The sequence below is a fragment of the Arthrobacter sp. JB02-1C genome, from assembly GCF_057748045.1.
Genome location: NZ_CM173235.1, coordinates 1,558,800 through 1,575,916, shown reverse-complemented (window position 1 = coordinate 1,575,916; position 17,117 = coordinate 1,558,800). Strand labels below are relative to the sequence as shown.

The 17,117-nt window shown below is 69.2% G+C and carries 16 protein-coding genes and 2 pseudogenes; 13 read left to right on the top strand and 5 right to left on the bottom strand.

Annotation, left to right across the window (positions count from 1 at the left end; translation table 11 throughout):
- Window positions 1-38 precede the first annotated feature (38 nt).
- Both AC3ANP_RS07435 and AC3ANP_RS07430 read right to left on the bottom strand, forming a co-directional pair.
- Window positions 39-827 (bottom strand): phosphatase PAP2 family protein, encoded by a 789-nt coding sequence (locus AC3ANP_RS07435; protein WP_488332679.1) that lies wholly within the window; start codon window positions 825-827, stop codon window positions 39-41.
- Window positions 828-868: 41 nt separating this feature from the next.
- The gene (locus tag AC3ANP_RS07430) at window positions 869-1,504 is read right to left on the bottom strand and encodes a YdeI/OmpD-associated family protein (protein WP_488332678.1); all 636 of its coding nucleotides are present in this window, start codon (window positions 1,502-1,504) and stop codon (window positions 869-871) included.
- A gap of 43 nt (window positions 1,505-1,547) precedes the next feature.
- Between AC3ANP_RS07430 and AC3ANP_RS07425 the strand changes: the two genes are divergently transcribed.
- The 5 genes and pseudogenes from AC3ANP_RS07425 (at window position 1,548) to tgt (ending at window position 6,428) form a co-directional block, all read left to right on the top strand.
- Window positions 1,548-2,384 carry a VOC family protein gene (locus AC3ANP_RS07425; protein WP_488332677.1) on the top strand — a complete coding sequence of 279 codons (837 nt, stop codon included), beginning with the start codon at window positions 1,548-1,550 and terminating at the stop codon, window positions 2,382-2,384.
- A gap of 56 nt (window positions 2,385-2,440) precedes the next feature.
- Complete coding sequence (locus AC3ANP_RS07420) at window positions 2,441-2,980, top strand: NUDIX hydrolase family protein (RefSeq protein ID WP_488332676.1); 540 nt, start codon at window positions 2,441-2,443, stop codon at window positions 2,978-2,980.
- A gap of 150 nt (window positions 2,981-3,130) precedes the next feature.
- Window positions 3,131-4,237: a DUF6707 family protein gene (locus tag AC3ANP_RS07415; protein WP_488332675.1), complete on the top strand. Its 1,107-nt coding sequence runs from the start codon at window positions 3,131-3,133 to the stop codon at window positions 4,235-4,237.
- Window positions 4,238-4,344: 107 nt separating this feature from the next.
- Window positions 4,345-5,069: pseudogene (locus AC3ANP_RS07410) on the top strand (SRPBCC family protein).
- 33 nt (window positions 5,070-5,102) lie between these two features.
- The gene (gene tgt, locus AC3ANP_RS07405; RefSeq protein ID WP_488332674.1) at window positions 5,103-6,428 is read left to right on the top strand and encodes a tRNA guanosine(34) transglycosylase Tgt; all 1,326 of its coding nucleotides are present in this window, start codon (window positions 5,103-5,105) and stop codon (window positions 6,426-6,428) included.
- Between the two features lie 44 nt (window positions 6,429-6,472).
- Here tgt and AC3ANP_RS07400 read toward each other — a convergent pair.
- Window positions 6,473-7,472: pseudogene (locus AC3ANP_RS07400) on the bottom strand (patatin-like phospholipase family protein).
- 268 nt (window positions 7,473-7,740) lie between these two features.
- Here AC3ANP_RS07400 and AC3ANP_RS07395 point away from each other — a divergent pair.
- Both AC3ANP_RS07395 and AC3ANP_RS07390 read left to right on the top strand, forming a co-directional pair.
- On the top strand, window positions 7,741-8,490 hold the full coding sequence (locus AC3ANP_RS07395) for a dienelactone hydrolase family protein (RefSeq protein WP_488332673.1): 750 nt from the start codon (window positions 7,741-7,743) through the stop codon (window positions 8,488-8,490).
- A gap of 443 nt (window positions 8,491-8,933) precedes the next feature.
- Window positions 8,934-9,599 carry an endonuclease domain-containing protein gene (locus AC3ANP_RS07390; RefSeq protein ID WP_488332672.1) on the top strand — a complete coding sequence of 222 codons (666 nt, stop codon included), beginning with the start codon at window positions 8,934-8,936 and terminating at the stop codon, window positions 9,597-9,599.
- A gap of 92 nt (window positions 9,600-9,691) precedes the next feature.
- Here the strand turns inward: AC3ANP_RS07390 and AC3ANP_RS07385 are convergent, their stop codons facing one another.
- Complete coding sequence (locus tag AC3ANP_RS07385) at window positions 9,692-10,387, bottom strand: queuosine precursor transporter (RefSeq protein ID WP_488332671.1); 696 nt, start codon at window positions 10,385-10,387, stop codon at window positions 9,692-9,694.
- 203 nt (window positions 10,388-10,590) lie between these two features.
- Here AC3ANP_RS07385 and AC3ANP_RS07380 point away from each other — a divergent pair, with 203 nt between their 5' ends.
- The 5 genes from AC3ANP_RS07380 (at window position 10,591) to AC3ANP_RS07360 (ending at window position 14,435) form a co-directional block, all read left to right on the top strand.
- Window positions 10,591-11,196 (top strand): helix-turn-helix domain-containing protein, encoded by a 606-nt coding sequence (locus tag AC3ANP_RS07380; RefSeq protein ID WP_488332996.1) that lies wholly within the window; start codon window positions 10,591-10,593, stop codon window positions 11,194-11,196.
- Between the two features lie 21 nt (window positions 11,197-11,217).
- Window positions 11,218-12,153, top strand: a complete 936-nt coding sequence (locus AC3ANP_RS07375) for an EamA family transporter (RefSeq protein ID WP_488332670.1) — start codon at window positions 11,218-11,220, stop codon at window positions 12,151-12,153.
- Complete coding sequence (locus AC3ANP_RS07370) at window positions 12,138-13,031, top strand: dihydrodipicolinate synthase family protein (protein ID WP_488332669.1); 894 nt, start codon at window positions 12,138-12,140, stop codon at window positions 13,029-13,031. Before AC3ANP_RS07375 ends, AC3ANP_RS07370 begins: the two co-directional genes overlap by 16 nt.
- 133 nt (window positions 13,032-13,164) lie before the next feature.
- Window positions 13,165-14,028, top strand: coding sequence for a hydroxymethylpyrimidine/phosphomethylpyrimidine kinase (locus AC3ANP_RS07365; protein ID WP_488332668.1), 864 nt, complete (start codon window positions 13,165-13,167; stop codon window positions 14,026-14,028).
- Between the two features lie 44 nt (window positions 14,029-14,072).
- Entirely contained in the window at window positions 14,073-14,435 is a 363-nt protein-coding gene (locus AC3ANP_RS07360; RefSeq protein WP_488332667.1) for an iron chaperone, read from the top strand.
- 156 nt (window positions 14,436-14,591) lie between these two features.
- On the opposite strand, the gene AC3ANP_RS07355 is transcribed toward AC3ANP_RS07360, so the two are convergent.
- A complete protein-coding gene (locus tag AC3ANP_RS07355; RefSeq protein WP_488332666.1) occupies window positions 14,592-16,340 on the bottom strand; it encodes a pyruvate dehydrogenase in 1,749 nt (582 codons plus the stop codon).
- A gap of 382 nt (window positions 16,341-16,722) precedes the next feature.
- Between AC3ANP_RS07355 and AC3ANP_RS07350 the strand changes: the two genes are divergently transcribed.
- A complete protein-coding gene (locus AC3ANP_RS07350; RefSeq protein WP_488332665.1) occupies window positions 16,723-17,067 on the top strand; it encodes a hypothetical protein in 345 nt (114 codons plus the stop codon).
- The last annotated feature ends 50 nt before the right edge of the window (window positions 17,068-17,117 follow it).

Here is a 17,117-nt window from a genome sequence, read left to right as displayed (position 1 = left end):
CGGCCGGTCGCGGGCAAGCAATTGAGGGCCGGGACCCGTCAGGCCGGAGGTGCCGTGGGGCCCGTTCCCGCCGGCGCCGCCACCGCCGAGGGCGCCGGCGTCGCACCGTCCTCTGCCGCGGCCGCACCGCGCGCGGACCGCAGTCCGTCCGCCAGCACCGCGGCGCCGGTGACAGCGACAGCCAGGCCAAGCGAGGCGATGACGTCGGTCAGCCAGTGGTAGCCCAGATAGAGCCGGCTGAACCCCACCAGCACTGTCCCTGCTGCGGCAGCGGCAAACGAGAGCACGGCGGTGGAACGCCTGGCCGTGCGGGCGCCGTCGCGGCCCAGCAGCAGGTACACCAGCACCAGCAGGAAGACCCCGGCCCCGAACGTGTGGCCCGACGGGAAGGACAGGGCATCCTCCTGGCCGCCCAGGATGTCGGCTGCGGATGGCCGGCCGCGTGATACCTGGTGGTTGATGAATGTGGACAGCGCGAACGTGGTGAGCACGGCCCCCAGCAGCAGCGCCGGGCGCCAGATTTCCCGTTTACGCACCGCCCAGCCAAGCGCGACCAGCGCGGCAATCAGCGTCAGTACCGTCGGTGTGGTGACCGCGCTGACCGCCGCCAGAATCGCCGTCGCAGGGGCCGTGCGGCCATCCACCAGCGCCGCGTGCACGCCCCCGTCAAGCAGTGCGGGTCCGGAGTTCGTCTGGACCGCTGCCAGCATCAACCAGAACACCGCTTCGCCAGCCACCAACAGCCCCGCCGCAGCAAAGAACAGTCTGCGTTGGGACCCGGGGCCGGGCAGGGCGTCGCCGGAGGGTCGGGGGACGAGGATCTGCATTGGGCAATAATGCCAGACCCGGCTGTCTGCTTCCGGGACGGTTACTGGGAGTCGGCTGGCGGATCCGCGGGCGGGGTGGCCGCCGGACCGGGCCGCCGGGCCTGCGGGTAGGGCGTCTCGTGCCGGGCCAGCATGTCCACAAAACCGGCAATCTTGCGCTGCCGGGTGGAGGCTTGTTTGACCGAGTTGGTCCGGTAGATCAGGGCATACCGGTTCACCGCGCTCAGGACCTCAAACATGGCCTGCGCCCGCGGTTCGGCGGCGATGGCCGCGGCCAGGTCGGCCGGAACCTCGGCCGCGGCCTGCCCGGCGTAGGCAGCCTCCCAGCGGCCGTCCGCCTTGGCGCTTTCGACGGCGGCACGCCCGGCCGGGGTCATTCGGCCCGCCGCCTCCAGTTTCGCAATGCGGTCCACATTCCGCGCCGACCAGACGCTCTTGGCGCCCCGCCGGGTCATCCGCTGGAAGGAGCTTTCCGCATCACGGCGCCTGCCCTGCCCATCTATCCAGCCAAAGCACAGTGCTTCCTCCAGGGCGGCCTCATAGTCCAGCTCAGTGACGGCGCCGCCCTTCTTGTGCAGCACCAGCCACACACCGGGGCTTTCGGCGTGATGCGCCTCGAGCCACGCCCGCCATTGCGCAGCATCCTTCACCAGCAGTTCCATTAGCTCAGCAGCCATGGCACCATTGTGCTCCCAGCCCCGAACCGCCAGGGAGTTAGCCATGCTGCGTGTCCGCCCCGTTCATTTCACCTCGCGCCTGGACCAGTGGGACCGTCTGCTGACCGACCTGGGCCTGGTCAAAACTGTCGACGACGCCACCTGGCGGGAGTTCGACGCCGGCGCGGGCCGCCTGGCGCTGCACGCGGCCGAGGCAGGATCGGCCGCGGACGGCACCACAGTCCTCGGCGTCGAGGTCGGTGATCTGGCGGAATTTGCCCGCCGCACCAACGAGGCCGGAACGGCGGGAAGCGGGCCGGCCGGCGGAACGATCGCCGAAGTTGTCGAGGTGGCCCACGGGACGTCCTGCCGGGTCACCGCCCCTGGCGGCTTCACATTCCTCGCCGACCTCGCCGCTGCCCCCGCGGAGGCCGGTCCCGCAACCGGCAATGCCGCGGCAGCCGGGGCCCAACAGCCGGGCCTGGCGGTGGTTGCCGTGTGGTTCGCCGAGGATCCGGCGGCCGCCGCCAGGACGCTCCGCGATGTCGGCGCGCGCCCGCGCCCCGCGCCCGGGGCCGCCGCCATGCCCGGCGCAGCCGGAGCAGCCGGCGAAGCGGAGCCGGAGGGCGAAACGGCGTCGGACCCGACGGAGTCGTTCACGGCGAAGAACGGCGGCGTCCTGATGGTCGGCGCCCGGACCGGAACCGCAGATGCGGGGCTCGGCTTCGAGTACGACGGCGATCTCGAGGCGCTGCGACAGCGGCTCGCCGCGGCCGGTCACAGCACCGAGCCGGTTGGCGCGGGACCTGTCCCGCTGCTGCGCGTCGGCTCCCCGGATGCCGGCCTTCGGGCGGACTGTCCCCGTACCCTCTGGATCTCGGCCGCCCCGGCCGCACGTTGAGTCGGGTCGCGGGGACCGGCAGGACCGGCGGAACTCGGATGGGGTAGAACTTAACCATGACTGTTCGCACTCCCGACCCTAATCCCGGCTGGCTTTCTGACGACGACTTGTTTGAGGCCCGCGGCCGGCTTCCCATGGTCTATGTCGAAGCGGTGCCGGTCCGGCTGGACCCGCTCGGGTTTGTGAACGAAGTCGGTACGCTGCTGCAGGCCGACGAGGACGGCACCATGATCCGCTCCCTGGTCTCCGGCCGGGTGCTCTACCGCGAGACGATCCGCGCCGCCTTGCTGCGCCACATGGAAAAGGACCTGGGTCCGATGGCGTTCCCCCAGCTGCCGATCAGCCCGGTCCCGTTCACGGTGGCCGAATACTTCCCCTCGCCGTCGCACACGGGATTCACCGACGACCGGCAGCACGCCGTCGCACTGGCCTACATCATCCCGGTCACGGGCGAATGCACGCCCCGGCAGGACGCGTTGGAACTGACCTGGATGACGCCGGCCGAGGTGATGGGTTCGGACGTGCAGCTGGAGTTCAGCGGCGGCCGCGGGGCTTTGATCCGGCAGGCCCTGGCGTTTGCCGGCGTAGGCAACTAGGCGGGCAACTAGGCGGCTTCCCCCGGCCGGGACCGCGGCGGTTCCTTCGGCCGGGACCGCGGGGGCAGGCCGGCCGCGCCCGCCTCCCCGACCCGGCTCGGCCTCTTTGTAGACTGTTGAGCGGACCAAAGAAGAATTTAAGGACTCCAGATGACCCACCCCACAGCCTCACTGACGTACAGCGAACGGCCGGCGGGATCTCTGCAGACCGGGGATCTGCTGCTCCTGCCCGACGCCACCCGCGCGGCGGAGATCCAACACGTGGACGTCGACAACGACGATTTCGGCTCCCCCGCGATCGTCCGCGCCACCCTGACCGGCGGCGGCGTCTTGCGGATCGCCGCCGGATCGGTGGTCCAGGTCCAGGACACGGCTGCGGATACCGTCGCCGGCTCCCCGACCGCGGACAGCGACGAGAACCGCGACGGCGGCCGCCTCAACGGTGCGGACGACGGCGCCCGCATCAGCGGTGCCGAGGGGGACGACGGCGGACCTGCCCTGCAACTGGTCCAACCCGCCTCCGGCGGCCAGGCCGGCGTTCCGGCGGGCGGCCAGGCCGGCGGCGAACCCGGCGCAGCGGCCGCCGTCGTTGTCCCTCCGCAGCCGGTGGCCCCGCCGCTCGCGAGCGGCCCGACCGAGGCGGAGCTCGCGTTGATTCCCGTGTCCGAGCTGACCCCGGAGTCGGTCGTGGAGGCCGCGGCCGAGGCTCACCCGGACGCGCTCGGTGTGCTGTTGCTCAGTGACCGGCTCACCAAAGGCATCAACACCAAATCAGGCAGCTGCCTGAAGGACCTCAGCGACCTGGCCCACGAGCTTTTTGTCGTGCTCAAGGACGCGGACAACGCCCTCGCGGTGGCGGACCTGCTCACCGTACTGCCCTTCGACGGGAACCCGGGCCGGTGGTCCTCCGTGGAGGCCGCCCTGGCGCTGGCCAGCTACATCTGCCGGCAGCGGGGCGAAACCGCGCGCGCCGCGGTGTACGAAAAGTTCCTGCGGGCACCCGATGCGATGGAGACGGACCCGTTCAAGGCGCGGATCAACGCCAAAGTTCGGCAGCGCTCACTTAACGAGCCCAACCTGTACGACAAGGAAATCTTCCGCGCCATCGACAACTCCAATCCGGATGCGGAACGGGAATGGCGCCTGCTGCGGCTCGAAGCCTTGCTCTTCCTGCGCGCCCACGGTGGATCGCAGACCCTGGGCGTGCCCGAACTGGAGCGCCGGATCGGCAACGAACTCGACTCTGTCCGCGCCTGAACCGCCGGGGGTGCGCCGCCGGCTGACCCGCCGGCCGACCGACCGGCTCCCCGTCCGCGCAGGCCAGGCCCTACCCGGGCACGGCGTGGCGTTGTAGATTCACCCCCATGACGAACAATCTGAGCGTGGTGATCAACTCCGACGCGCAGCAGGTCTGGACGATGCTGCGTGAACCCGCGAAGGTGGCCCAGTGGCACGGCTGGGAGGCGGACGACCTGGCCGCCGAGATCGACGCGATCTATTTCAGCCCCGACGTCATTGAAGGCGCGGACCACACCTCACTGGTGGTCAACGACGGCGACATTTTTACCCTCAGGCCGGTCCCGGGCGGCACGGAGGTCAGCGTCACCCGCGCCGCCGTCGACCACAACTCGGAGTGGGCGGCGTGGGACGAGGACGTCACCCAGGGCTGGTTGACGTTCCTGCATCAGCTCCGCTTCGCCCTCGAACGGCACCCGAACAGCCAACGCCGGACCATTTTCCTGTCCGTACCGGGCAGCCAGGGCTCGGCGATCGAGAAGCTGGGTGTCGCCGACGTCCCGGCCCCGGCGACGACTATGCCCTCACCCTCGCCACCGGCGAGGAGATCGCCGGCAGGGTCTGGTTCCGGAGCAACCACCAGGTCGGACTCACCGTGCGCAGCTACGCGGAGCACGGTGACGGGCTGGTGATCGTGGCCGATCAGCCGGCCGTTCCGGATCTCCGGCCCGACGGCGGTTCGCTGGCGATCATCTCCACCTATGACCTCGGGGCGCACCAGCTGGAGACCATCCGGGGCTACTGGGACCGCTGGCGCGCTGAGAACTACCCCACATCGGAGCCACTGCACTGAGGCTTCCCGCGGGTTAGCTGGCAGACTTGAACGGTGCCAGCGAATCCCGAAGCAGCAGCAGAACCGCGTCCCGCCCCGTCGGAGCCCCATCCTGCCCGTCAGTCCGACTTTTCCTTCCACCTGGGCAAACGCCTGAGCGAAACCTGCGCGCCGTCGGACCGGCAGGTAGCGGAAAACGGCGGCGAGTTCCTGGGCCGCACCGGCACCATTTCCACGCCGCATGGTGACATCCAAACCCCTGCGTTCATCGCCGTCGGGACCAAAGCCACCGTGAAAGCCGTGCTGCCTGAAGCCGTCGCCGACTTTGGTGCGCAGGCCGTGCTGGCGAACGCGTACCACCTGTACCTGCAGCCCGGGGCGGACATCCTGGACGAGGCCGGCGGACTGGGCGCCTTCATGAACTGGGCCGGTCCCACGTTCACGGATTCCGGTGGTTTCCAGGTGATGAGCCTGGGCTCCGGGTTCAAGAAGGTCATTGACATGAAAACTGCGCCGGTTGCGGACACCGCCGTCCCGGACGACGCCGTCGCCCCCGGCAAGGAACGCCTGGCCCATGTGGACGAGGACGGCGTGTGGTTCAAGAGCCACCTCAACGGGGACCGGCACCGCTTCAGCCCCGAAATCTCGATGAACGTCCAGCACCAGATCGGCGCCGACATCATGTTTGCCTTCGACGAGCTGACCACGCTGCAGAACTCCCGCGGCTACCAGGAGGAGTCCCTCGAGCGCACCCGGCGCTGGGCGGAACGCTGCCTCACGGAGCATTTCCGGCTCACCGCCGAGCGCGCCGGGAAGCCCTACCAGGCGCTTTTCGGTGTCATCCAGGGCGCCCAGTACGAGGATCTGCGGCGCAAGGCCTGCCGTGATCTTGGAGCCATGAACTTCGACGGCTTCGGCATCGGCGGGGCGTTGGAGAAGGAGAACCTCGGCACCATCGTGCGCTGGTGCAACGAAGAGTTGCCGGAGAACAAGCCGCGGCACCTGCTCGGCATCTCCGAACCGGACGACATCTTCACCGCGATCGAGAACGGCGCCGATACCTTCGACTGCGTCTCGCCGACCCGCGTGGCCCGCAACTCTGCCTTTTACCACCCCACCGGCAGGTACAACCTGTCGGGCGCCAAGTACAAGCGCGATTTCGGTCCCCTGCAGGAGGGCTGCGACTGCTATGCCTGCCGGAACTACTCGCGCGCCTACATCCACCACCTCTTCAAGGCCAAGGAAATGCTCTCCGCCACGCTGATCTCGATCCACAACGAGCGCTTCGTGGTGAAGATGGTCGACGACGCCCGCCTCGCGATCGAGGCGGGCACCTTCTTCGACTTCAAGGCCGAGACGCTGGGCCGCTACTACACGTAGCCCCGGCACCGGTTTCAGCGCCCCGGGGATCAGCGCCCTGGGTTTCAGCGCCAGAAGTCGGCGAGCCGGGCCGCGAGCGCACGGCCCTGGTCCTGTCCGGCCTCGGCAGCTGCCGGGCGCAGCGACGGATTCATCGCACTGGCCAAACAAGTGCTCGGCACTGCTGTCCGGGACGATTGTCTCGACCCTGCTGCCGCCGGACCGTAGTTCGTCCACCTGCGCCGCAAGGTGCATGCCCCAGCCCAGCGGATGCAGTGTCCGGCCGCCGAAGGGTGACAGCACCAGAACGCGCCCGGAGCCGGCGGCCAGGTCGGCGTTTTCGTTGCGCCGGTAGCCGCCGTCGATGTACTGCTTGCCGCCGATCGGGTACGGGCGGCCGCTGGAACAACTGGCGGCGACGGCGTCCGCCAGGTCGACCCCGCTGTCGGCGTCGAACACCACCGGGTCACCGCTGCGGGCATCGACCGCGGTGATCAGCAGCGGTCGTTGCGGCCATTGCTGGCTGGGCAGCCGCGCGGCCACCGTGGCGCGCCACTGTTCCGGCCAGGAACCGTCCGATGCGGAGTCCAGCGCGAGCGCCGCGGCGCCCATCCTGCGGCGCATGTCGGCGGCGTCCCGGGCGGAAGCGATGATGGCGCGGATCCGGTCAAGGTGGTCGGTGACCGGCCTGTTCCGGGCACCTCCGCGGCGGGCTCCCGCCGGAACGGTCCGGTCCGGCGCGGCAGCGCCCGGGATCTCGGCCAGCAGCACGGCCGGGCGCGCGCCGGCGAACTGCGCAGCGGCGGTTGCACCGGCCGACGTCCCAATGGTCAAATCGGCTGCGGTGACGTCCAGCCCGGCGTCTGACAGGCCCGCGACGACGCCGATCAGCCAGGCGTTGCCCGTCGATCCGCCACCGCCGAGGACCAGCGCCCGGCCGCCCGCCACCGGTGTCGGCACGGCGGCGTGGCCCTGCGGCCGCTGCTGCCCGGCCGGCGGGACGTCACTGGGCGCCGTCGTGGGGTTGGTTGAGGTGGGATCAGTTGAAGGATGCGTTGTGTTCATTGGAGTCGCCTTTCACACATGTGGTGGGCGGCGCTCCCGGTGGCGGCTAGTTCAACCGCGATCGTGGGTGGCGGGGAGCGCCCAGAGTGGTTCCTGCATTCATGGGTCTCACCTCCTGCCAACGGGTCACGATCGCCAAGAAATTGGCACGCCGCGGCGCCGCGGCGCAACGGGCAGCGCCCCGGGCAGGCACCGCCGTCGAACAGGGCCCCGGCCAGTGCGAAACTGTGACGGACAGCCTCCCATCCCGCTCCTGTAGTCTGGCCGGATGCTGATCGAAATCCCCGCCGCGGCCGGCACCGCCGAGGCCCTGGTGGCCCGCCCCTCCGCCGGCACGGGACCTTTTCCCGGCGTCATCCTCTACATGGATGCCTTCGGCCTTCGCCCCCGCATCCAGGACATGGCGCAGCGCGTCGCCGACTGGGGCTACGTCGTGCTGGCCCCCAACGTGTTCTACCGGGAGGGAACGGCAGCCGCACTGGCGCCCGCAACGGACATGACCAGCCCGGAAGGGCGCGAGGCCGCAGGCAGGGCCGCGTTCCCGCGGGTCGGACGCCTCACCACTGACAAGGTCCTGCCGGACATCGACGCCTGGCTGGACGCCCTCCGGAGGCTCGACGGCGTGGCCCCCGGCCCGGTCGGCGTGTTCGGCTACTGCATGGGCGCCCGGCTGGCCCTGCGCACGGCGACCGCGCGGCCGGACGCCGTTGCCGCCTGCGGCGGCTTCCACGGCGGCGGACTCGCCACCGGCGACGCCGACAGCCCCCACCTGGGACTGGGCAAGGCCCGTGCCCGGTTCGTGTTCGGCCACGCCGACCACGACCGCAGCATGGACCCCGCCGCCGTCGAACGCCTGGGCGAGGCGCTGGCCGCCGCCGGCCTCGAGGCCACCAACGAGATCTACCCGGGCGCTTCGCATGGCTATTCGATGGCGGACACCTCCGCATTCCATCCTGAAGCCACCGAGCGCCACTTCCGCGAACTGCGCGAACTGCTCGACGGCACGCTCAAGGCCTGACCGGGGCTCGCTCGCGCCGTTTCGACGGTTCCCTGCGGGGTAGACGGCGGGAACCGTCGATACCGCGGGGAACCGTCGATGCGGGGCGGTGTCCACATACCCGCACGGACGTCTCGGCGGCGCGGCGTATGCGGGTGAGGCTGGTTCCATGTCCTCCAAACTGCCGGCCGGCTCGAATCTCTGGCGCACCGACCAGCTCCTGGCTTCCGGACTCAATGACCGCGCGATCGCTCGGCTGGTCCACGGCACAACCCTCGTCCGGCTGCGCCGTGGCTGCTACGCCCGCGGGGAGTGGTGGCGCGGCCTGAGCCGCCGCCCGGCGTCGGCAGCTGATTTCCGCACATTCACTCGGGACGCTTACGACGTCGGCAGGAGGGTTCGTCTACAGCCACGTCTCGGGTGCCAGCCTCCATTGCCTGCAGCTGTGGAAGGTGGATGACCGCGTGCACCTTACCCAGGAAGGCTGCCCGTCCGGGATCTCGCACGGACGGGATGTCGTGGCCCACACCCGCCGCCTGGGCAGCAGCGAGATCTGCTTCGTGGACGGACTCCCCTGCACGTCGCTGGAACGCACGATAGTTGACTGCTGCCTGATGTTCACCGTGCAACAAGCCGTGATCCTGGTCGATCACGCCGTTCGTATGGGGGCAGACCTTCGCCTGCTCCGCGCCCGGTGTTCCGACCTCGCCGGCCGCAACGGCGTGGTCGCGCTGCGCAGGGCCCTCGAACTTGCCGATCCGCGCTCGGAGTCGGCCGGGGAGAGCCTCACGAGGGAACTGCTGCACCGGCTCGGGATCACTCCGCCGGAGCCGCAGTACGTTGTCCGCAGTCCGCTGGGGGAACACCGGCTGGACTTTGCCTGGCCAGAGCGCCGGGTCGCCCTCGAATTCGACGGGCGGACCAAGTACTTCGAGTACCGGCCCACTGCCGAGGTCCTGTTCGCCGAGCGGCAGCGCGAGAGGGCGCTCATGGAACAGGGCTGGACCGTCCTCCGGGTCGAATGGAAAGACCTGTTAAACGAGGTCGAGTTCAAGTACCGGGTCTTGCGGGCCTTGAACCAAGGAACGGCGGCCGGTGCCTCCCCGTTTCGACGGTTCCCTGCTGGCTAGACGGTGCCCAACGTCGAACAGGCGGGGAACCGTCGAAATGGCGGTCCTGAGGGTGCGGCGGGTGCGGGCGGTCCTGAGGGTGCGGGCCCGGCCTACAGTCCGTAGCTGGGTTCGCGCTTCTTGATCCAGCGGATGACGAGGGACGTCAGCGGGACGAACAGGTACTCCACGAGGGTCTTGTAGACGAAGCCCACCACCACGTAGTTCACGAACATGGCGAAGTCAGTGATGCCGATGACCGTGGCCGCGATGCTGCAGAAGATCAGGGTGTCAACGAACTCGCCGACGCCGGAGGACCCCATCAACCGCGCCCACAGGGATTTCTCCCCGGAGCGGGCCTTCATCTTCACCAGGATCCAGGAATTGATCGTCTGGCCGGCGAGGAAAGCCAGCAGCGAGGCCAGCACGATCTGCGGCACCGGGCCGAGGGCCGTTTCCAGGGCGGACTGCTTGGCCACGCCGTAGTCGTCGGTGAAGCCCGGCAACGCGATGATGACCCAGTAGCAAAGGGACGCGAACACGGACAGCGCGAAGGACGTCAGGATGGCCCGGCGCGCCACCCTGAAGCCGTACACCTCACTGATGACGTCACCCAGGATGTAAGCCAGCGGGAAGAGGAAGAAGCCGCCGTCGGTGACGACCGGCCCGATCTCGACCCCCTTGGATGCGCCGATATTGGACAGGATCAGCACCACGGCCATCACGGCCATCATGATGCCGAAGTAGGGCGATCCGATCGAGGCGAACTTCGGCGGAGCTGAAGCCGGCAGGGTCTTGGTAGAAGTCAAGGGTGTTCCGTTCGTAGTGGTTCGCTCGACGGCCCGGAGAATTTGTCGAAGGCCCGGGCGGCCGGCTGTATTAGCACTGGGACCCCGGCGGCGCGCGCCGGGGACCGTTCCATTCTCGCACCCGTGCCGGGCCACTCCGCCGTGGGCCCAAAGCAGTGCACTTGAAGTGCAGTATGATGCACTTATGGATGAGGCGGAACATGATGGATGAGGGGACTACAACGTTGGCGCTGGCGATCGGGGCCCGCGTCAGGCAGGAGCGGCAGTCGCGCGGCTGGACGCTCGACCAGCTGGCGGAGTCTGCGGGGGTAAGCCGCCGGATGGTCGTCAACGTGGAACAGGGTGCCGCGAATCCCAGTGTGGGAACGCTGCTGCGGATCAGCGACGCCCTGGGGGTGGGGCTCCCGGCGCTGGTGGAGCCGCCCCAGGCCAAGCCGGTGAAGGTCACGCGCAGCGGCGAGGGCGCCGCCCTGTGGAGCGGTGCGGCGGGCGGCCGTGGAGTGCTGGTGGCCGGAACCCGGCCTCCGGACGTGGTCGAGCTGTGGGACTGGACCATGGTTTCGGGCGAACGGCATGCAAGCGAGGCCCACACGGCGGGCACCAAGGAGCTGTTGCAGGTCCGGCAGGGGACTGTCGAAGTCCAGGTCGAGGGGCAGTCCGTCGTCCTGGCCGCCGGCGATGCCCTGACGTTCCCGGGCGACGTGCCGCACTCCTATGCCAACCCGGGTACGGCCCCGGCGAAGTTCACCCTTGCTGTTTTTGAGCCGGGCGTGGGGACCGGGCACCATGCGGAGGTATCCAATGTCTAAGCTGGACAGACTTTGCCAGGCATGATGAAGGCCTTTCCCTCCCCCGGCCCAGTGCCGCCCTGGGGGCTGGCCGTCGCGGCCATGCTGTCGGTCCAGCTGGGGTCCGCCCTGTCCCTGGAACTGATTCCGGCAGTTGGCGCGGCCGGTACCGCCTGGCTCCGCCTCAGCCTGGGGGCCCTGATCCTGCTGGCCTTTGTCCGGCCGCCGCTGCGCAGCATTCGACGCCGGGACGTGCCGACGCTGCTGGCCCTGGGCGTCGCGACCGGCCTGATGTCGATCACGTTCCTCGCCGCTATCGAGCACATCCCGCTCGGAACCGCGGTGGCCATCGAGTTCCTGGGACCGCTGAGCGTCGCCGCGGTCCGCAGCCACAACAAGCGCGCACTTATCTGGCCGGCACTGGCCCTGCTCGGCGTCGTCCTGCTCACCGAGCCCTGGCTCAGCGGGTTCAACCCCGCCGGGGTGGGCTTCGCGGCCCTCGCGGCACTGGCCTGGGCCGCGTACATCGTGCTCACTCAGCGCATCGGTGGCCGCTTCACGGGCATCGGAACGCTTTCGCTGACGGTACCGGTCGCCGCGGTCACGGCCGCCGTCGTGGGCATCCCGCAGGCCGCCGGCCATCTTACGCCCGGCGTCGTGGGCGCCGCGGCGGGGCTGGCGCTGCTGCTGCCCGTGCTGCCCTTCGCACTGGAAATGCTCGCCCTGCGCCGGATGGCACCGACGGCGTTCGGCACCCTGATGGCCCTTGAGCCCGCCATCGGCGTATTGCTCGGGCTGCTCGTACTGCACCAGCGACCCTCCCCCGCGCAGTTCGCCGGGATCACGCTGGTGGTCCTCGCCGGCGCCGCCGCCCAACGCGGCGGGAGTCGGCGTCCGCCGTCGGGCAGTCAACGCGCCGCAGGCGGCACAGCCGCGGACCAACGGAGCAAGGAGGCCGCACCGTGTTCACCGGCCTGAGTGCCTTTCCCCTGACGCCCCTGCACCACGACGCCGTCGACGAGCGCGCCTTCGGGCGCCTGGTCGAGCGGCTGGCCGCCGCGCAGGTCGACTCCATCACTGCGCTGGGGTCAACCGGCTCCTACGCGTATCTGAGCGGCGCCGAACGAGCCCGCGTCGCCCGGCTCGCCGTCGAACATGCCGGCACGGTCCCGGTGTTCGTCGGCGTGGGGGCGCTGCGGACCTCCGAGGTCCTTGCGAACGCCGACGCGGCCGAACAGGCGGGCGCCTCCGGTCTCCTGCTGGCCCCGATGACCTACCAGCCCCTCACCGCCGACGACGTGTACGAGCTTTTCCGAACCGTCACCGGGAACTCGCCACTGCCGGTGATCGTCTACGACAACCCCGGAACCACCCGTTTCAGCTTCAGCACGGAACTCTACGGACGCATCGCCGAACTGCCCGGCATCGCCTCCATCAAGATCCCCGGGGTGCCGGACGAACCGGAGCAGGCAGCGCGACGGGTCAGGGAAATCCGGGCGGCCGTCCCCGGGCACGTAACCATCGGTGTTTCCGGCGATGCCAAGGCCGCCGGCGGACTGGCCGCAGGCTGTGACGCCTGGTACTCGGTCGTCGCCGGCACACTGCCCGCCCCGGCGCAGCGGATCACCAGGGCCGCGCTGGCGGGCCGGACCGCGGACGCGTCCGCCGAGTCCGAACGGCTGACGCCGCTGTGGCAGGTGTTTGCCGAGTTCGGGAGCATCCGCGTGGTCGCCGCCATCGCCGAACAGTTCGGGCTGGCTTCGGAGTCCTGCCTGCCGCTTCCCCTCCAGGGACTGACGGCACCACAGCGGGCCCGCGTCGCAGAGATCACCGCCGAGCTCGGGCTCGCCGCGTAACACCGTTAGCGCCGGGCCCGGGCCCGAGCCGGGCCCACGAACTGTTAGCGCCGAGCCCACGAACACTCGGGTTGTGGTCATCTTGCTCATCAGCACGATGCGGAGGATTTTCTCCGGATGGCAGGATGGGACCATGACTTCTTACGCCGTGGACAACATCACCTCCGACGCGAGCGCCTATCCCGCCGTCGCCCTGACCATCGCCGGGTCTGAGGCCACCGGCGGCGCCGGCGCGCAGGCGGACCTGAAGACCTTCCAGGAACTGGGTGTTTTCGGCATCGCCAACCTGACCTGCATTGTCTCCTTCGATCCGAAGGACAACTGGAACCACCGCTTCGTGCCGGTGGACCAGCAGGTCATCGCCGACCAGCTGGAGGCGACGACGGCGGCGTACGGCGCCGCGTCCGGCGCACCGTCGGTGCTGGACACGGTCAAGATCGGCATGCTCGGCAGCCCGGCAACGATCTCCACGGTGGCGTCGGCGCTGGCCGAGGCCGGCTTCCGCCATGTGGTGCTGGATCCGGTGCTGATCTGCAAAGGCCAGGAGCCGGGCCACGCCCTGGACACCGACCAGGCGCTCAAAACCCAGATCCTGCCGCTGGCCACCTTCGTCACGCCGAACCATTTCGAGGCCGAATCGCTCTCCGGACTTGCCATTACCGACGTCGACTCCCTCAAGGCCGCGGCGGTCCGCATCCACGAACTTAGCGGCGCTGCGGTGTTGGCGAAGGGCGGCGTGCGCCTGTCCGGGCCCGACGCCGTCGACGTCTTCTACGACGGCGACACGCTGGAGGTCCTCTCCGCCCCCAAGGTGGGCGAGGTGGCGGTCTCCGGCGCCGGCTGCTCGCTGGCCGCCGCGGTGACCGCCGAGCTGGCCAAGGGCGCGACGCCGCTGGACGCCGCGCGGACGGCCAAGGAGTTCGTCACCGCGGGGATCCGGAACCGGGTAGCCTCGGGCGCACCGTTCGACGCCCTCTGGCAGGGCGGACCCCGCTAGCCCAGGCAAGCGATCAACAGGGAGCATCGTCGGAAGCGACGGCAATGGCACAGCACTTTGAGTCTGTCGAGGACTATATCGCCTCATTTCCTGTCGACGTTCGGGAGATGCTGCAGGAGATTCGGCGGCGCTGTCACGCCGCGGTGCCCGGATCAGGCGAGACGATGAGTTACGGCATCCCCACAATCACGATCGACGGCAAATACGTGGTGTATTTCGCGGGCTGGGCGCATCACATCTCCGTCTATCCGGTACCCGACGGCGACGAGTCCCTGAGCGCGGACCTCGCCCCGTACCGCGCCGCGAAAAGCACGCTGAGGTTTCCGCTGGGCAAGCCCGCCCCTTACGAGCTCATCGGGAAAGTGGCCGCGACCCTGGCCGCAGAACGGCGGGGCCGGACGCCGTAAGCCGGCGGGCCGTGCTGACCCGTGCTGACCCGTGGCCAGTTCGACGGTTCCCCGCCCACTCGATGCTTCCCGACGTCGAACCCGCACGGAACCGTCGAAACGGCGGGCCACGGGTCCTTGGCGGCGGGCCCCCGCGAGGGCCCCCGCGAGGGCCCGTCAGCGCCGGGGGATGTTGCGCAGGTTGCTGCGGGCCATGCTGACGGCCTCGCCGGCGCCCCGGTTCAGCACCACCTTGGACATGGCGGTAGCGAAGCCCAGGACCTGCGCGCCCTTGATCTTCGGCGGTAGGGACAGGGCCTGCGGATCGGTAATGAGCTCCACCAGGGCCGGTCCGGGATACTCAAAAGCCTCGCGGTAGGCGGCCCCGATGCGGGCCGGGTCGGTGACCCGGACGGCGTGGAACCCCAGCGCCCTGGCCACCTCGGCGTAGTTCGCGTCAGGCACGTCCACGCCGAAGTCCGGCAGGCCGTCGACCAGCATCTCGAGCTTCACCATGCCCAGGGTCGAGTTGTTGAAGACCACCACCTTCACCGGCAGCCGGTGCGCCGCGACGGTGATCAGCTCGCCCAGCAGCATGGACAGGCCGCCGTCGCCGGACACCGAAATCACCTGCCGCCCCGGGTAGGCCAGCTGGGCGCCGATTGCCTGGGGCAACGCGTTGGCCATGGAGCCGTGGAGGTACGACCCGATCAGCCGCCGGGTGCCCAGCGGGTTGATATACCGGGCCGTCCAGACGTTGCACATGCCGGTGTCCGCGGTGAAGATTGCGTCCTCCGCGGCGATCTGGTCCAGCAGCGAGGCCGCGTATTCGGGGTGGATCGGCTCGGTTTTCTCCACCCGCCGGGTGTACGCGCCGACGGCCTTGTTCATCAGGCGGTCGTGCTTTTTCAGCATCGCGTCGAGGAAGCGGCGGCTCTTCTTCGGCTTCAGCATCGGCATCAGCGCCGCGAGCGTGGGAAGCACGTCGCCGTGCACCGCGACGTCGACGTCGGTCCGCCGGCCCAGGTTTTCGGCGGCGCGGTCCACCTGCGCGGTCCGGGTCCCGGGGAGGAACTGGTCGTAGGGAAAATCGGTGCCCAGCAGGATCAGCAGGTCCGCGTCCTCGATTCCCTCCGCCGCCGCCCCGTACCCCAGCAGCCCGGTCATGCCGATGTCGTAGGGATTGTCGTACTGCATGAAGTCCTTGCCACGCAGCGAGTGCCCGATCGGCGCGGAAACCAGCTCTGCCAGCGCAATCACCTCGTCGTGTGCGCCTTCGACGCCGGCCCCGGCGAAGATGGCCACCTTCCCGGCGGCGTTGATGGCGTCGGCCAACTCCCGCACACTGGCCGGGTCCGGCACCAGCACCGCGGGGCGGAAGGCGGCCGGCGCGGGCGTGGCGGCGGTCGCCTCGACCCCGGCGATATCGCCGGGCAGGGTGACGACGGCGACCCCGCGCAGTGCCACGGCGTGCTGGATGGCGCTGTGCATCACCCGCGGTGCCTGTTCCGCCGTGCTGATCAGCTCGGAGTAGACCGAGCACTCGTTGAACAGCCGGTCCGGATGCGTCTCCTGGAAGAAGCTGCTGCCGATCTGCTTGCTCGGAATATGCGAGGCGATGGCCAGCACGGGGGCGCCGGAGCGGTTGGCGTCGTAGAGCCCGTTGATCAGGTGCAGGTTGCCCGGGCCGCAGGATCCGGCACAGACCGCGAGCCGGCCGGTGAGCTGGGCCTCGGCCGAGGCAGCGAAGGCGGCAGCTTCCTCGTGCCGGACGTGGATCCAGTCGATCCCGCCTTTCGCGGCGCCGCCGGTTTTACGGACGGCGTCAACGATCGGGTTCAGGCTGTCGCCGACAATCCCGTAGATCCGCTGCACGCCGGCAGCCTGGAGTTGTTCGACGAGCTGGGTGGCAAGTTCCTTGGCCATGAGTGCACGCTCCCGCGAGATGGATCGATGAGCTGACACTGGCCAATATAGTCTTCCGGGCGTGGCGGGGGCCCAGACTTCCGGGTGTCGGCGTACGGGAGGCGGCCCTGTGCGGCCCGGTTTTTCCACATACCGCTGCCTGTACTTGAGGCCCCGCGTTCCCACCTCATAGCGTTTTGGTAGATGGTCCGAGTCTTGCCACAACCCAGAGTGAGGATTGATTTTGGCCGAAAAACCACGTCGTCAGCCGACAGATCGAAGCCCCAGCAGGCGCGGGACCGGGAAACGCGCCCCCGGACCAGCTCCCGCTGCGTCGCACCAAGGCGACCAGGAACAGGATCCCCTGATCGCATTTGTGCATTGGCACCGGGAGTACGGGATCTTGCCAGACGTTGTTCCCGTTCTGGAGCAACTGACCAGGTTCTTCCCGATCTACGCCGAAATCTCTGGCGGCGCCGCAGTGACCGCATTGGACTCCGGTCTGATCGCTGAATTCGTGGACGCGCTCAATGAGCACGATGCCGAAATTGCATCCATTTTCTGTGCCTCTCTTTTTGCATACATGCACTTCCTGAAGGACACCGGCCGCTGGACCGGCACCGACGAAAGCCACCAGATTTTGCATGACGTCCTCTACCACGGAGTACTCAATGAGAAATTTTTCGCCGCAGGGCGGCCCCACAATCGAGCCGACAACGGTCATCAGGTCCCCCGCAACAGTGCGTGAGCGTCACGCAACACCCGACGAAAACTGCGGGGGCGTCGTGCGCCAAGCCG

What these genes read in the sequence shown, in the direction of transcription:
- AC3ANP_RS07435 (WP_488332679.1), bottom strand. Translation starts at nt 827, where the DNA reads ATGCAGATCCTCGTCCCCCGACCCTCCGGCGACGCCCTGCCCGGCCCC.
- AC3ANP_RS07430 (WP_488332678.1), bottom strand. Translation starts at nt 1,504, where the DNA reads ATGGCTGCTGAGCTAATGGAACTGCTGGTGAAGGATGCTGCGCAATGG.
- AC3ANP_RS07425 (WP_488332677.1), top strand. Translation starts at nt 1,548, where the DNA reads ATGCTGCGTGTCCGCCCCGTTCATTTCACCTCGCGCCTGGACCAGTGG.
- AC3ANP_RS07420 (WP_488332676.1), top strand. Translation starts at nt 2,441, where the DNA reads ATGACTGTTCGCACTCCCGACCCTAATCCCGGCTGGCTTTCTGACGAC.
- AC3ANP_RS07415 (WP_488332675.1), top strand. Translation starts at nt 3,131, where the DNA reads ATGACCCACCCCACAGCCTCACTGACGTACAGCGAACGGCCGGCGGGA.
- AC3ANP_RS07395 (WP_488332673.1), top strand. Translation starts at nt 7,741, where the DNA reads ATGCTGATCGAAATCCCCGCCGCGGCCGGCACCGCCGAGGCCCTGGTG.
- AC3ANP_RS07380 (WP_488332996.1), top strand. Translation starts at nt 10,591, where the DNA reads ATGGATGAGGGGACTACAACGTTGGCGCTGGCGATCGGGGCCCGCGTC.
- AC3ANP_RS07375 (WP_488332670.1), top strand. Translation starts at nt 11,218, where the DNA reads ATGATGAAGGCCTTTCCCTCCCCCGGCCCAGTGCCGCCCTGGGGGCTG.
- AC3ANP_RS07365 (WP_488332668.1), top strand. Translation starts at nt 13,165, where the DNA reads ATGACTTCTTACGCCGTGGACAACATCACCTCCGACGCGAGCGCCTAT.
- AC3ANP_RS07360 (WP_488332667.1), top strand. Translation starts at nt 14,073, where the DNA reads ATGGCACAGCACTTTGAGTCTGTCGAGGACTATATCGCCTCATTTCCT.
- AC3ANP_RS07355 (WP_488332666.1), bottom strand. Translation starts at nt 16,340, where the DNA reads ATGGCCAAGGAACTTGCCACCCAGCTCGTCGAACAACTCCAGGCTGCC.